We start from the raw sequence: 13,869 nt of genomic DNA, 5'->3' as shown, positions 1-13,869 counted from the left end.
GAACAGACCCTGCACAGAGACGGAGACACGATGAGCAAGGCCACGAGGACGGACACGCCTCCGCCCGCGCCGCACGTTGCGGACAGCCACGGTTTGATCCGCGTGCACGGCGCGCGCGAGAACAACCTCAAGGACGTCAGCATCGAGATCCCGAAGCGGCGACTGACGGTGTTCACCGGGGTGTCCGGTTCGGGCAAGAGCTCGCTGGTCTTCGACACCATCGCCGCCGAGTCGCAGCGGCTGATCAACGAGACCTACAGTGCCTTCGTCCAGGGCTTCATGCCCACCCTGGCGCGGCCCGAGGTCGACGTCCTCGACGGGCTGACCACCGTCATCACCGTCGATCAGCAGCGGATGGGTGCCGACCCCCGCTCCACGGTCGGCACCGCCACCGACGCCAACGCGATGCTCCGCATCCTCTTCAGCCGGCTCGGTACGCCGCACATCGGCTCGCCGAAGGCGTTCTCCTTCAACGTCGCGTCGATCAGCGGAGCCGGCGCCGTCACCGTGGAGCGCGCCGGACAGAAGGTGAAGGAACGCCGCAGCTTCAGCATCACCGGCGGCATGTGTCCGCGCTGCGAGGGCCGGGGCACGGTCACCGACCTCGACCTGACCCAGCTCTACGACGACTCCAAGTCGCTCGCGGAGGGCGCGATCACGGCCCCCGGCTACACGGGCGGCGGCTGGAACTCCCGGCTCTACAGCGAATCCGGCTTCTTCGACCCGGACAAGCCGATCCGCAAGTTCACCAAGAAGGAACTGGCCGACTTCCTCTACCGCGAGCCGACCAGGATGAAGATCGCGGGCATCAACATGACCTATGAGGGTCTGGTCCCGCGCATCCAGAAGTCGATGCTCGCCAAGGACAAGGAGGGCATGCAGCCGCACATCCGGGCCTTCGTCGACCGGGCGGTCACCTTCACCACCTGCCCCGACTGCGACGGCACCCGGCTGAGCGAGGGCGCCCGCTCCTCGAAGATCAAGGGCATCAGCATCGCCGACGCGTGCGCGATGCAGATCAGCGACCTCGCCGAATGGGTCCGCGGAGTGGAGGACCCCTCGGTGGCGCCGCTGCTCGACGCGCTGCGGCACACCCTCGACTCGTTCACGGAGATCGGCCTGGGCTACCTCGCCCTCGACCGGCCGGCGGGCACGCTGTCGGGTGGCGAGGCGCAGCGCGTCAAGATGATCCGCCACCTCGGCTCCTCGCTCACCGACGTCACGTACGTGTTCGACGAGCCCACCACGGGCCTGCACCCGCACGACATCCAGAGGATGAACGACCTGCTGCTGCGCCTGCGCGACAAGGGCAACACCGTGCTCGTCGTGGAGCACAAGCCGCAGACCATCGCGATCGCCGACCACGTCGTCGACCTCGGCCCCGGCGCGGGACAGGCGGGCGGCACCGTCTGCTTCGAGGGCAGCGTGGAGGGGCTGCGCGCCGGCGACACCATCACCGGCCGCCACCTCGACGACCGGGCCGCCGTGAAGGAGAAGACCCGTACGGCCACCGGGACGCTGGAGATCCGCGGCGCGACGGCGCACAACCTGCGCGACGTCGACGTCGACGTGCCGCTCGGTGTGCTCTGCGTCGTCACCGGGGTCGCCGGCTCCGGCAAGAGCTCGCTCGTGCACGGGTCGCTGCCCCATCTGTCGGGGGCGGTGGGCGAAGGGGTGGTGTCGATCGACCAGGCCCCGATCCGCGGTTCGCGGCGCAGCAACCCGGCGACGTACACCGGACTGCTCGACCCGATCCGCAAGGCCTTCGCCAAGGCCAACGGCGTGAAGCCGGCCCTGTTCAGCGCCAACTCCGAGGGCGCCTGCCCCAATTGCAACGGTGCCGGGGTCATCTACACCGATCTCGCGATCATGGCGGGCGTCGCCACCACCTGCGAGGAGTGCGAGGGCAAGCGGTTCGACGCCTCGGTGTTGGAGTACAAGCTGGGCGGTCGCGACATCAGCGAGGTGCTCGCGATGCCGGTCACCGAGGCCGAGGCCTTCTTCGGTGACGGCGAGGCGCGCACACCGGCCGCGCACAAGATCCTGGAGCGGCTCGCCGACGTCGGGCTCGGCTACCTCAGTCTCGGTCAGCCGCTGACCACCCTGTCCGGCGGCGAGCGGCAGCGGCTCAAGCTGGCGACGCACATGGGCGACAAGGGCGGCGTCTACGTGCTGGACGAGCCGACCACCGGCCTCCACCTGGCCGATGTGGAGCAGTTGCTCGGCCTGCTCGACCGGCTGGTCGACTCCGGCAAGTCGGTGATCGTCGTGGAGCACCACCCGGCGGTCATGGCGCACGCCGACTGGATCATCGACCTCGGTCCCGGCGCCGGTCACGACGGCGGGCAGATCGTCTTCGAGGGCACCCCGGCCGACCTGGTCGCCGCCCGCTCCACCCTGACGGGCGAGCACCTGGCGGCGTACGTGGGCGGCTGAGACGGCCGGCCGCCGGCGCGGCTACCGACGCAGGTCGAGGACGAGGTGCGCGGAGAGCGCCCCGAGGAACTCGGCCGCGTCGAACGCCGCTCCGGCGGACAGGACCCCCGACGCCGCCGTGGTCCGGCCCGACAGGACGCGGTGTACCGCCTCCACCGCGAGCGGCGCGCTGACGGCGTAGATGTCCCGGCCGCTCGCGGTGGCGCGGCGCTCCTCGCCGCCGGAGCGCACGAGGACGTCGACGAGGAAGGACTGCGCGGACCTCCCGCGCCCGTCGACTGCGGTGGGCGCCGGGGTGTCCGGCGCCGCGAGCTCGCCCGCCGCCTCGACCGTCATGTAGGTGCGGACCTCGGGGACGTCCAGGTGACTGGGGACGGTGACGACGTCGGCCATGGTGAACTCGCCGATCACCTCACGCTCGCCCAGCGGCTCGGGGAAGGCCCACTTCAGGGTCGCCGGCGCGTCGTCGTGGTACTCCAGGCGCCCCCGGGCGTAGCGGACGCGCCGGCCGTCCCGGCGCTCCCCGGAGACCTTGCCGGCGGCGCGGGTGCCCGCGGTGGGGTGCCAACTGTCCAACGCGTACGCGACATGGACCTCGTCGGCCCGCGTCCGGTCACCCGCCGCCGCGGTGACCAGCAGGTCGCCGAGGCCGCCGAAGAATGCCATCGCGGGGATCACCAGGCTGCCGGCGGCCCGGGCGGCATCCGCGAACCGCCCGAAGGCGTCGGCGTTGGCCTCGATCTCGGCCGCCACGTCCACGTACGGGATCCCGGCGCGCAGGGCCGCCTCGATCACGGGGGCGCCGGTCGTGGCGAACGGTCCGGCGGTGTTGATCACGGCGGCCGCTCCCGCGAGTGCGCGGTCCAGGGACGCCGGGTCATCCACCGAGGCCGGTCGGACGTCGAGCCCGGGGTGGGAGGCCGCGAGCTCCCGCAGCTTGTCCGCGTCGCGTCCGGACGCGATCGGGACGAACCCGCGCTCCAGCAGTTCCGCCACCACGAAACGCCCCGTGTGCCCGTAGGCGCCGAACACCGCAACCTTGCGACCCGCACTCATCAGCTTCTCCCGCCGCTCTCGAACGTTGAACTGAGAACATCGTGCGGGTGGTTGGAGATCGGCACGAGTGTCCGGAACGACATGCCCCGTACAATTCCGGACATGAAATCCGTCGCGCTCGCCGTCACCGACGGGATGCTGCACTTCGAACTGTCCCTGGCCTGCGAGGTCTTCGGCGCCGACCTGTCCCACATCGTCGACCCCTGGTACGACTTCGCCCTCTGCGGGCCGGGCCCCGTGCGGGTCGGAAGGTTCCGGACGGAGCCCGACAGCGGCCTCGACGGCCTCGCCTCCGCCGACCTGGTCATCGTCCCCGGCTGGGCCGACATCGACGCGGCCCCGCCCGCCGAGCTCGTCGACGCGGTCCGTGCCGCCCACGAGGCGGGGGCACGGGTGGCCTCCCTGTGCACGGGCGCCTTCGTACTGGCCGCCGCCGGCCTGCTGGACGGTCGGCGCGCGACCACGCACTGGGCGCACACCCGCGCCCTGGCCGACCGCCATCCGCTGGTGGAGGTCGACCCGGACGTGCTCTACGTGGACAACGGCAGCGTGCTCACCTCCGCCGGCAAGGCCGCCGCCATGGACCTGTGCCTGCACCTGGTCCGCCTCGACCACGGCTCGGCGGTCGCCAACACCATCGCCCGCCGCCTCGTCGTGCCCCCGCACCGGGCGGGTGGCCAGGCCCAGTTCGTCTCCGCACCGGTGCCCGCCCGGGACGACCATCCCCTCGCCCCGCTGTTCCCCTGGGCGATCGAACGCCTCGACCGGGCGCTGAGCGTGGAGGACCTGGCCCGGCGGGCGAACATGAGCTCGCGCCACCTGGGCCGCCACTTCAGGGCGGTCACCGGCACCACCCCGCTGCAATGGCTGCTGACACAGCGGATCCGGCGCGCCCAGGAGCTCCTGGAGACCACCGGGGACAGCATCGACGCCATCGCGGAAGCCACCGGAATGGGCACCGCCGCGTCACTGCGCCGGCACTTCAACCGCACCGTCGGCGTCCCCCCGGACACCTACCGCCGCACGTTCCGCACCTCACGGGCCGGCGGCCGCTGACCGGGGTCCGACTGGCCGGCGAGCAGCGCGGCCAGGGCCAGGCCGAACCCGGCGAGCTGCCCGGGCGTGAAGGCCTCGCCGAGCATCAGCGCACCGATGACAGCGGCGACCAGCGGCGACACCAGCACGAGCATGCCGGTCGCCGTCACCGGAAGGCGCCCGATTCCGCGGAACCACAGCACGTGGGCGACGAAACCACCCACCGTGCCGAGCCGGCGGGCCACGCCCGGACCCGCCGGCTCCGGCGCCTCCTCGCGAAGCCGGCGCCGTGACCTCGGCCCGACCGGGGCCGCCGGTCGGGCGGAGGTGCTCAGACCTCGGCCTGCGCGGGCTCCGCGGGCCCGCTGGGTCCCGTGGGTCCTGTGGGTCCCACGGGTTCCGCGCCCCGTGCGGCAGGTTCGGGGCGCGCGGCTCGCGCGGGCACTTCGGTCCCCGCGCCATGGCCGGCCGGCGTGTCCTTCGCGGCGGGTGTCGTGGCGGCGACGCCGGCCCGACCCTCCAGCGCCGCCGCCATCGCCCGCTGTCGGCGGACGCGACGACCGCGTACGACGGCGTACAGGGCGGCGGTCATGATGCCGGCGGCGCACCAGGCGCCGACGACCACGGAGATCGTGGTGAGCACGGCCACGACGGCTCCTCGGGGTGTGAGACGGGTGAGGCAAGGGACGGGAACGGCGGTGTCGGCCGCCGTGCCTGGAGAACGAGCGGCAGGGCGTTCCCGGTTCGGTCGTGAACCCCCGCGGCAGGAGTGAACCCGGTATGTCGCACGCCGGGTTGCCGAGAAAGGCGCCCCACCCGCGCCGGGGAATGCCGTACGACCGCGTCAGGAATCACGACGAACCGCCTTCGGGCAACGACCGTGACCAGTACCGCCACTCAGGGCGATGTGGTGCTCGCTCAAGGTGACCGAGGTGTACCCCGGGGGCGCGGGCTTCACGCCCGGATCGGCCGCCGCGTCCCCCGACGGGTGTGTTCCGGCCCGTTTCCCCCGGAAGGGTGGCAGGGTGGAGACATGTGCGGTCGATATGCCTCTTCCCGGGCCCCGGAGGACCTCGCGGGCCTCTTCGACGCCGAGCGGGATCCCTCCGCCGCGGAACTCGGGCCCTCGTGGAACGTCGCCCCGACCGATGACGTGTGGGCGGTTCTGGAGCGTGCCGACCGCACCACCGGCGAAGTGGCCCGGCGGCTGCGGCCGGTGCGGTGGGGGCTGGTCCCCTCGTGGGCGAAGGACCCCGGCGTCGGCTCGCGGATGATCAACGCGCGGGTGGAGACCGTGCACGAGAAGCCCGCGTACCGGCGGGCGTTCACCAAGCGGCGGTGCCTGCTCCCCGCGGACGGCTTCTACGAATGGGTCGCCGTGCCCGCCACCGGCTCGGCCAAGGCCTACAAACAGCCGTACTTCATCCGCCCCGAGGACACGGGCGTGATGGCCATGGCGGGGCTGTACGAGTTCTGGCGCGACCCGGCCGTCAAGGACGACGACGACCCGTCGGCCTGGCTGACCACGGCCACCATCATCACCACCGAGGCCACCGACGCGGCCGGCCGCGTCCACCCCCGCATGCCGCTGGCCCTCGACCCCGGGGACTACGACATCTGGCTCGATCCCGCCCACCAGTCCACGGCGGACCTCCGCGCCCTCCTCCACACACCGGGCGGAGGCCGACTCGCGGTGACGGCGGTCTCGACCGCGGTCAACAGCGTGCGCAACAACGGCCCCGAGCTCCTGACCCCCGCCGACGCCTGAGCCGCCCCGTCGGCGGCCCCGCCGTCAGCCGACCCGCCGGGCCAGGACCTGCCCCGGCCAGGCCCCGTCGAGGAACGGATCGGTACGGGTGAAGCCGTTGCGCTCGTAGTACGCGACCAACTCGCCCCCGCCGCCCGCCCAGCAGTCGACCCGCAGCAGCGCCACGCCCGCCCGCCGGGTCTCCTCGGCGGCACGGGCGAGCAGCGTCGCCCCGACGCCCAGACCGGCGTACCGGCGGTCGGAGACCAGCAGCCGGACGTACCGCTCGGGTTCCCCGGCCGGCGCGATCGGCAGCCGCGGGCTCGGGCCGGTGTCCAGAACGAGGGCTCCGACCGGAATGCCGCCCAGCTCCGCGACGTACGGGCTGTTCTCGGTCGTGTACCGCTCGACCCGCGCCGCCGCGCCGGGCTGCTGCGAATACGGCGTCGTGCCCCACTGCTCCGTGTTGCCCCGGCCGTTCATCCAGGCGACCGCGGCGTCGAGCATGCCGAGGACGGCCGGTACGTCGGTCGGGCCGCCCTGTCGGATCCGTATGCGCTGGTCATGGCTGGTGTCGTGGTTCATGGCGAAAGCGTATGCAGCTGCCGGACCCCGCGGGCGTCGGGAGATGATGACGGGACGCACGAGGGGGAGGGGACGCGGCGGACGTGAACGACGACAGGCTGCGCGATGACGAGAGCCACGAGGCGCTTCTGGCCGGCATGGGGCTGGAGCCGCTGGGCACGTGGTGGCTTCCGGGCATACGGAAGGCCCCCACGGCGCGCCGGATGCTGGCTGCCGCGGACGCCGCGGGCGAACCGGCGGTGGGCCCCGACCGGGCGGCCGGGCTCGTGCTGGGCGGTGGCCGGGAGTTCTTGCTCGCGTTCGCCGGGCCCCACGCCCCGCGCGGTCGCATGGGCGGCGCGTGGCGGAGGGTCCGGATCCCCGCGGACGACCCGGTCCGGGCCCTCGCCGGGCTGCTCGACGGGGCGGACCCCGACCCGCGCGGGATGCTGCTGTCCGCCGTGGACGGCGAGACCTTCGCCGGTGTGGTGCCCGGCGCGGGAGGAGCCCCGCGGCTGCTCGCCCTGACCGGCGTCGGCGCACGGATCGACGAGGCGGCGCGGGCCGCGGCCCGCGAGAGCGCCGAAGAGAGCGCGGCGGTCTGGGACGCCTTCCTGGCCGCACCCGACCCGGCTCCGGCCGTCATCGAGGCCTGGACCGACGGCCTCGGCGCCAACCGGGGCACACCGGAGGGCATCCGTCTCGAACTGTTCCGCCGCTCCCCGAGTCAGCTGTGGCGGCTGCCGCCGGACGAGTTCATGGAGACGGTCCTCGGGTACTCCGACCCGAAGGCCAGACTCCGCGCGGTCGAGGGGAACCCGCACCTGACGCCCGCCGACTGGACCCGGCTGATCCGCCTGGCCGGCACCGACCGCGAACGCTGGTTCCTCGCCATGCTGGCCGCCGATCGGCGGACGGTGCTGGAGGAGGAGGCGTATGCGCTGCTGGCCACCGATCCGTCCGTCCGAATTCGGGCCGAGGCCGTCGCACTGACCGGCCTGCCGCCACGGCACGCCGTCGCGCTGACGGAGGACTCCAACGAGGGCGTCCGGGCGTCCGCCTGCTCTCCGGCCTGGCCCGCACTGCCGGCCGAGCGCCGCAAGGCCCTGCTCGACGACGAGGCTGCCGGAGTGCGGAAGCAGGCGCTGCTGCGGCACCACCAGGACGAGCCGCTCTCCCTGGAGGTCTACGTACGCGAGGAGCTGGGGGAGCACGCCGTGGAGCGCTGCCGTCTCGACCCGGACCTCGTCGAGCACCTCCTGGAGTCCGCGGACGCGCGCCTGCGCGGGGTACTCGCCGCCAACCCCCGCCTCGACGCGGGGACGGTGGCCCGCCTCGCCGCCGATCCCGACGACGAGGTCCGCCACGCGATCGCCATCCGAGGCGACATCACGGAGGAACAGCGGACGGCGATCTGCACGGAGATCGGTTCGGGGGACGGCTCGCGGACCCTGCCGTGGGTCGCGGAACTCCACGACAACCCGGAGGCCATGCGGCGCCTCGCCGCCTCCTCCCACCTGCGCGTACGCCGGAGCGTGGCACGGGCCCGGCGGCTGCCACCGGACGTGGTCCGGCGCCTCGCCTGGGACCCGGACCGCGTCGTGCAGCTGTTCCTCGCCGAGTCCTGCGACGACGCCCCCGCCGAGATGCTGCTTCGGGTGTGGACCTGGTGGACGGGGAGCCTGTCGAGCCCGGGACGCCCCCGCACGCACCCCAACTTCCCCCGCGAGGGCCTGCTGCGGTACGCGGACGACCCGCACGGCCGGATGCGACGGCTCGCCCTGGACGACCCGCTCGCACCCGCCGAACTCGTCGCCCGGTTCGCCCGGGACCGCGACCCGGAAGTGCGCGGGCGGGCCGCCGAGGACCCGCGCCTGCCCGCGGCCGACGCGGCCCGTATGACCGAGGACCCGGAGGACTCCGTACGCGGGACCGTCCTCCGGCTCCGGCACCTTCCGGCGAGCGTGCTCGCGGACCGGCTGCGCGACCCCGACACGGGCTGGGCCGCCGCCCACAACCCCGGCATCCCGCCGCACGTGCTCCGCGCCCTGGCGGAGCGGGCCCTGCGGGATCCGGAGGCGACGGTCTAGAGCTTCGGGAGGTCCTTGACGAACACGATCCCGTCGCCGCCCGCCAAGTGGGTCGGGTCGAAGGGGGCGTACCCGAACCACGGGGACACGCGGTGTGCGGGCCGCGTCTCCCCGAGGGCGGTGGCCAGCCGGCGGGCGTCCACGACGCACCGGTCCTGCGGGAGCGCGTACAGGAGCCCCTCGACCGTGTCCGGCGGCGGTGCGTCCACCCCCTGGTGCCGGATCGTGCCGAGGGCCGTGTGCACGAAGGCGTACTCGCCGCCGAGGTGCGCGCTCGCGATGGCCCCGGCGCTCCACCACTCCAGCGGAACGTCGCCCAGCCGCATGCTGCTCTTCTCCCGCTGGAGATGGGAGTTGTGGGCGTGGACGAGCACCGGGCCCCGGTCGGCGAGGGCGAGGAGGTTGCGGGCCATGATCTGGCCCCGAAGGCCCACGAGGCGGGTCAGCCGGGCCGGTGACGCGTCGGCCATCCAGTGGTGGTAGCGCAGCAGACCGGTCGCGGTGCGCCCGTACAGGCGGGCGCGGTCCCAGTCGTCCCGCGTCGTCGACGCGAGCAGGTGCGGCGTCCGCTCGTCGAACAGGGCCACCAGATCGTCGGCGACCAGCCGCAGCTCCGCCGCCTCGGGCGACTGTCCCGCGGAGCGGGCCGGGTCCATCATCGCCGCCGGCTCGGTCCACCGGTCGTCGGAGCCGAGCAGGCGGTCGAGGGTGTCCGCTGTGCAGGGGAGCAGACCCGGGTCGACGTGGGCGGCGAGGTAGCCGTGGAGCGCGGTGAGGGCCTGCCGGGGACTCGCGGCGCCCGTCATCTCCAGCGGGCCGTCGACCCCGGCGAAGCGGACCCGCTCGGACGCGGCCAGGCCCTCGTTGTGGGCACGCATCCAGCGCACCAGCTCGCGGTTGGCCGCGGAGGTCCCCCAACCGTGGCTGATCCCCCGCTCCATGACCTCGTCGAGGGTGCCCGTGCCCGAGGTGACGTAGTCGTCCACGACCAGGCCCATCATGCAGTCGCTCTCGATCGCGACGGTGCGGTAGCCCTCCTGCTCGACGAGCCGTCGGAAGAGGGTGTTGCGCAGTTCGAGGAGGCTGTCCTCGCCGTGGGTGGGCTCGCCCAGGGCGAGCACCCGGGGCGGGGCCTGCAGGAGCCCCATGACGGATTCGGCATCGAAGGGATGGACGGCGTCCTGGATGTCTTTGACCATGCCTTCAACGCTATCGTTGAACCTTCGGTTGAAACTTTTCGGCGATCCGGTCAGGTCTGGGATGCGAAACCCTCAAAACGGCGGACGGCTCAGGCCGATCGATCTGGCGCGCGGGCACGGTCTGTCCACGCAGGCCGTCAGGAACTACGAGGACGCAGGCATCCTTCCGGCCGCCGACCGCACACCGAGCGGCTACCGCACCTACACGCCGCTGCACGCTCGGGCCTTGGACGCCTTCCTCGCCCTGGTGCCGGCCCACGGCCACGGCACGGCGACGTCCGTCATGCGGGCCGTGAACCAGGGGGAGACCGACGAGGCCCTCCGACTCATCGACGAGAGCCACGCCCGGCTGCTCGACGACCGGCGGACCCTCCGGGCGGTGGAGCGCGCCCTGCGCGACCTGCCGCCCGCCATCGGGTCCGGGTCCGGACCCGGATCCGGACCCGGCACGGCGGTGGGCGGGCCCCGCGGCACGTTCGTCGGGGCGCTCGCGAAGGAGCTCGGGATCCGGCCCGCGACCCTGCGCAAATGGGAGCGCGCCGGGCTGGTGAACCCGCGCCGCGACCCGCTCACCGGGTACCGCGTGTACGACGAGGCCGACGTACGGGACGCCAGGCTGGCCCACCAACTGAGGCGCGGCGGCCACCTGCTGGAACAGATCGCCCCGCTGATCGCCCAGGTGCGTTCGGCGGGAGGGCTGGAGCCCCTCGAAGCCGTTCTGGGCGGCTGGCACGACCGGCTGTCCGCGCGCGGGCGGGCGATGCTGACCGGCGCCGCGGAACTGGAGGCGTACCTCCGCGAGCGGGGCTGAGAGCAGCAGAAAAAGAAAAGGACGAGGAGTCGCCTCTCCTCGCCACTATCAACCTATAGCGCACTGGGGGGCTTGTGGCAAGGCCCCCTTCCTGTCGCACAATCATCGGCCTCAGCCGGATACCTGCGGAAATGTGGTCTTGATGATTGACGTGATCGTTGTGGGCGCGGGCCCCACCGGCCTGATGCTCGCCGCCGAACTGCGGCTGCACGGCGTGCGGGTGGTCGTGCTGGAAAGGGACGCGGAGCCGACCCGGATCGTCCGCGCCCTCGGTCTGCACGCCCGCAGCATCGAGGTGATGGACCAGCGCGGCCTGCTGGACCGGTTCCTCGCGCTCGGCACCCAGTACCCGGTCGGAGGGTTCTTCGCCGGCATCGCCAAATCCGCGCCGGCCCACCTGGACACGGCGCATCCCTACACCCTCGGCATTCCGCAGCCCGTCACCGACCGCCTGCTGACCGAGCACGCCACCGGACTCGGCGCCGAGATCCGGCGCGGCAGCGAAATCGTCGCCGTGAGCCAGGACGAGCACGGAGTGACGGCGGAGCTGGCCGACGGCACTCGGCTGCGCTCGCGCTACCTCGTCGGATGCGACGGCGGCCGCAGCACGGTGCGCAAGCTGCTCGGCATCGGATTCCCCGGCGAGCCCAGCCGGGTCGACACGCTCCTGGGCGAGGTGGAGTTGACCGCATCACCGGAGGAACTCGCCGCCGTCATGGCCGAAGTCCGCAAGACCCAGCTGCGGTTCGGTGCCATGCCGCTGGGCGACGGGCTCTACCGCGTCGTCGCGCCGGCCGAAGGAGTGGCCGAGGACCGGACGGTCCCGCCGACCCTGGACGAGCTGAAGAAGCAGCTGCGGGCGACCTCGGGGACCGACTTCGGCGTGCACTCGCCGCGCTGGCTGTCCCGCTTCGGCGACGCCACCCGGCTGGCCGAGCGCTACCGGTCCGGCCGGGTGCTGCTCGCCGGGGACGCGGCGCACATCCACTCGCCGGCCGGCGGGCAGGGCCTCAACCTCGGTGTCCAGGACGCCTTCAACCTCGGATGGAAACTGGCCGCCGAGGTGGCCGGGTGGGCGCCGGACGGGCTGCTGGACAGCTACCAGGCCGAACGGCAGCCGGTGGCCGCGGCCGTCCTGGACAACACCCGCGCGCAGTGGGAGCTGATGTCCCTCGAACCGGGAGCGCAGGCCGTACGCCGACTGCTCACGGAACTCATGGAGTTCGAGGACGTGAACCGGTACCTGACCGAGAAGATCATCGCGATCGGCGTCCGCTACGACTTCGGCGAGGGCCATGAACTGCTCGGGCGCAGGATGAGGGACGTGGAGCTGAAGCAGGGACGTCTGTACGGCCTGATGCACGCAGGCCGAGGGCTGCTGCTCGACCGGACGGGGCGGCTCTCGGTGGAGGGCTGGTCCGACCGGGTGGACCACGTCGTCGACGGCAGCGAGGAACTCGACGTCCCCGCGGTGCTGTTGCGACCGGACGGGCACGTGGCATGGGTCGGTGACGACCGGCACGACCTGCTCGGCCACCTGCCGAAGTGGTTCGGATCCGCCGCACGTTCCTCCTCGGAGGCCGTCGCGGGATCCACCACGCCCTGAGTACGCACCCCGGACTCCCCACATCCGACGGTGCCCGGCTGTGGGGAGTCCCGCCATCGTGCACCCCGCCACACCTTCCTGGGCTCGCCGCAGTCCGATGCCGAGCAGGCGAAGGAAACGGAGTGGTGGATGAGTGTGGACAAGGTGGTCGGGGATTGCGCCGGAGCGGTCGCCGACATAGCGGAAGGCGCCTCCCCGGCGGTCGGGGGCTTCGGCCTCTGCGGGATTCCCGGGGTGCTGATCGAGGCCCTGCGCCGGCGCGGAGTCGGCGGTCCGAGGGTGGTCTCCAACAACTGCGGCGTGGACGACCGGGGTCTCGGACTCCTGCTGCGCGAGGGCGGGATCGCCCGGATGACCAGCTCGTACGTGGAGGAGAACAAGGAGTTCGCCCGCCGGTACCTCGGCGGCGAACCGGAGGTGGAGCTCGTCGCGCAGGGCACCCTCGCGGAACGGCTGCGGGCGGGCGGCTCCGGCATACCCGGCTTCTACACCCCAGCCGGTGCGGGCACCCGGGTCGCCGACGGCGGGCTGCCCTGGCGGTACGGCCAGGACGGCACGGTCGCCGTGGCCTCGCCACCGAAGGAGACGAGGACCTTCGGCGACCGTACGTACCTCCTGGAGGAGGGCATCTGGCGGCCGACCTGGCCGTCTGCGCCTGACCGGCCGCAGCCGACCGGCCCCTAGCAGGGCCGCAACGGCCGGTCAACGGGGCACGGACCACACCCATTTCGGCGGGCTGTGGTGTGCAGCACCGTTCTGGGCCGGGCTCCTCGGACCCTACGGTGACCCGCACCCCACCGGTCCGGCCGCCCCAGGCCGGTCAGCCGTACAGGAGCCGCCATGCCGCCCGGCGAAGCACCCCCACAGCCGTCCCCGTCCCCGTCCTCGTCCGCCCACCCGGCCCGTTCCACGCGTACGGGTTCACGCCTGCACCGTGTGCTCGGCCGGACGGCCGCGGTCCTGGCCCTGGTGGCGGGGGCGGCGCTGTTCTCGCCCGCCCCCGCCGCACGGGCCGCCGTCCCCCTCCAGACGATCGGCGACTTCGGCGCCAACCCGGGCGCGCTCAACATGTACGTGTACCGGCCCGCCGGGATGCCGGCCGGCCCGGCCGTGGTGGTCGCGCTGCACGGCTGCACCCAGAGCGCCCAGGTCTGCGCCGACGACTCGGGGCTGACGAAGTTCGCCGACCGGTACGGATTCCTGCTGGTCCTCCCCGAGACGACGTCCGCGAACAACAGCAGCCGACGGCACCTGCCCCTGACCCCAGCTGCCCCTGACCCCAGCTGCCCCTGACCTCACCGAACCGCCCTTCCCGTTCGCCCACC

At 73.1% G+C, this 13,869-nt stretch carries 12 protein-coding genes and 1 pseudogene; 8 read left to right on the top strand and 5 right to left on the bottom strand.

From position 1 onward, the window contains the following. Positions 1-30: 30 nt before the first annotated feature. Positions 31-2,436, top strand: coding sequence for an ATP-binding cassette domain-containing protein (locus tag ACFYYJ_RS29630; RefSeq protein ID WP_389137005.1), 2,406 nt, complete (start codon positions 31-33; stop codon positions 2,434-2,436). Positions 2,437-2,457: 21 nt separating this feature from the next. Here ACFYYJ_RS29630 and ACFYYJ_RS29625 read toward each other — a convergent pair whose 3' ends face one another. After that, a complete protein-coding gene (locus ACFYYJ_RS29625) occupies positions 2,458-3,492 on the bottom strand; it encodes a saccharopine dehydrogenase family protein (RefSeq protein ID WP_389137002.1) in 1,035 nt (344 codons plus the stop codon). A gap of 102 nt (positions 3,493-3,594) precedes the next feature. Here ACFYYJ_RS29625 and ACFYYJ_RS29620 point away from each other — a divergent pair, with 102 nt between their 5' ends. Then, positions 3,595-4,548 carry a helix-turn-helix domain-containing protein gene (locus tag ACFYYJ_RS29620; protein WP_385365439.1) on the top strand — a complete coding sequence of 318 codons (954 nt, stop codon included), beginning with the start codon at positions 3,595-3,597 and terminating at the stop codon, positions 4,546-4,548. Here the strand turns inward: ACFYYJ_RS29620 and ACFYYJ_RS29615 are convergent. Together ACFYYJ_RS29615 and ACFYYJ_RS29610 are read right to left on the bottom strand one after the other, a co-directional pair. Continuing rightward, a complete protein-coding gene (locus ACFYYJ_RS29615) occupies positions 4,506-4,772 on the bottom strand; it encodes an EamA family transporter (protein ID WP_389136999.1) in 267 nt (88 codons plus the stop codon). The genes ACFYYJ_RS29620 and ACFYYJ_RS29615 overlap by 43 nt on opposite strands. A gap of 86 nt (positions 4,773-4,858) precedes the next feature. Beyond that, positions 4,859-5,176, bottom strand: coding sequence for a hypothetical protein (locus tag ACFYYJ_RS29610; protein WP_385122832.1), 318 nt, complete (start codon positions 5,174-5,176; stop codon positions 4,859-4,861). A 384-nt stretch (positions 5,177-5,560) separates the two neighbouring features. Between ACFYYJ_RS29610 and ACFYYJ_RS29605 the strand changes: the two genes are divergently transcribed. Further along, the gene (locus ACFYYJ_RS29605; protein ID WP_385364887.1) at positions 5,561-6,295 is read left to right on the top strand and encodes an SOS response-associated peptidase; all 735 of its coding nucleotides are present in this window, start codon (positions 5,561-5,563) and stop codon (positions 6,293-6,295) included. A gap of 24 nt (positions 6,296-6,319) precedes the next feature. Here the strand turns inward: ACFYYJ_RS29605 and ACFYYJ_RS29600 are convergent, their stop codons facing one another. Beyond that, positions 6,320-6,859, bottom strand: coding sequence for a GNAT family N-acetyltransferase (locus ACFYYJ_RS29600; protein WP_385122836.1), 540 nt, complete (start codon positions 6,857-6,859; stop codon positions 6,320-6,322). Positions 6,860-6,942: 83 nt separating this feature from the next. Here ACFYYJ_RS29600 and ACFYYJ_RS29595 point away from each other — a divergent pair, with 83 nt between their 5' ends. Further along, entirely contained in the window at positions 6,943-8,928 is a 1,986-nt protein-coding gene (locus tag ACFYYJ_RS29595; RefSeq protein ID WP_389136995.1) for a PE-PGRS family protein, read from the top strand. Here ACFYYJ_RS29595 and ACFYYJ_RS29590 read toward each other — a convergent pair. Beyond that, the gene (locus ACFYYJ_RS29590; RefSeq protein ID WP_389136993.1) at positions 8,925-10,127 is read right to left on the bottom strand and encodes an erythromycin esterase family protein; all 1,203 of its coding nucleotides are present in this window, start codon (positions 10,125-10,127) and stop codon (positions 8,925-8,927) included. The genes ACFYYJ_RS29595 and ACFYYJ_RS29590 overlap by 4 nt on opposite strands. 61 nt (positions 10,128-10,188) lie before the next feature. Between ACFYYJ_RS29590 and ACFYYJ_RS29585 the strand changes: the two genes are divergently transcribed. From ACFYYJ_RS29585 to ACFYYJ_RS29570, 4 genes and pseudogenes are all read left to right on the top strand, one after another. Next, positions 10,189-10,938, top strand: coding sequence for a TioE family transcriptional regulator (locus ACFYYJ_RS29585; RefSeq protein ID WP_389136990.1), 750 nt, complete (start codon positions 10,189-10,191; stop codon positions 10,936-10,938). 142 nt (positions 10,939-11,080) lie between these two features. Further along, positions 11,081-12,544 carry a rifampin monooxygenase gene (gene rox / locus ACFYYJ_RS29580; protein ID WP_389136987.1) on the top strand — a complete coding sequence of 488 codons (1,464 nt, stop codon included), beginning with the start codon at positions 11,081-11,083 and terminating at the stop codon, positions 12,542-12,544. 129 nt (positions 12,545-12,673) lie between these two features. Then, positions 12,674-13,174 (top strand): annotated as a pseudogene (locus ACFYYJ_RS29575) (CoA transferase subunit A); the annotation flags it as partial. 210 nt (positions 13,175-13,384) lie between these two features. Beyond that, the gene (locus ACFYYJ_RS29570) at positions 13,385-13,837 is read left to right on the top strand and encodes a PHB depolymerase family esterase (RefSeq protein ID WP_389136985.1); all 453 of its coding nucleotides are present in this window, start codon (positions 13,385-13,387) and stop codon (positions 13,835-13,837) included. Positions 13,838-13,869: the final 32 nt, after the last annotated feature.

It is taken from the genome of Streptomyces sp. NPDC002467, assembly GCF_042889825.1.
GTDB lineage: Bacteria > Actinomycetota > Actinomycetes > Streptomycetales > Streptomycetaceae > Streptomyces.
The sequence above is the reverse complement of the archived record's forward strand: the minus strand, read 5'-3'. Positions and strand labels throughout refer to the sequence as shown.

Coding starts and splice junctions, on each gene's coding strand:
- ACFYYJ_RS29630 (WP_389137005.1), top strand. CDS start 31: ATGAGCAAGGCCACGAGGACGGACACGCCTCCGCCCGCGCCGCACGTT.
- ACFYYJ_RS29625 (WP_389137002.1), bottom strand. CDS start 3,492: ATGAGTGCGGGTCGCAAGGTTGCGGTGTTCGGCGCCTACGGGCACACG.
- ACFYYJ_RS29620 (WP_385365439.1), top strand. CDS start 3,595: ATGAAATCCGTCGCGCTCGCCGTCACCGACGGGATGCTGCACTTCGAA.
- ACFYYJ_RS29605 (WP_385364887.1), top strand. CDS start 5,561: ATGTGCGGTCGATATGCCTCTTCCCGGGCCCCGGAGGACCTCGCGGGC.
- ACFYYJ_RS29600 (WP_385122836.1), bottom strand. CDS start 6,859: ATGAACCACGACACCAGCCATGACCAGCGCATACGGATCCGACAGGGC.
- ACFYYJ_RS29590 (WP_389136993.1), bottom strand. CDS start 10,127: ATGGTCAAAGACATCCAGGACGCCGTCCATCCCTTCGATGCCGAATCC.
- ACFYYJ_RS29585 (WP_389136990.1), top strand. CDS start 10,189: ATGCGAAACCCTCAAAACGGCGGACGGCTCAGGCCGATCGATCTGGCG.
- rox (WP_389136987.1), top strand. CDS start 11,081: ATGATTGACGTGATCGTTGTGGGCGCGGGCCCCACCGGCCTGATGCTC.
- ACFYYJ_RS29570 (WP_389136985.1), top strand. CDS start 13,385: ATGCCGCCCGGCGAAGCACCCCCACAGCCGTCCCCGTCCCCGTCCTCG.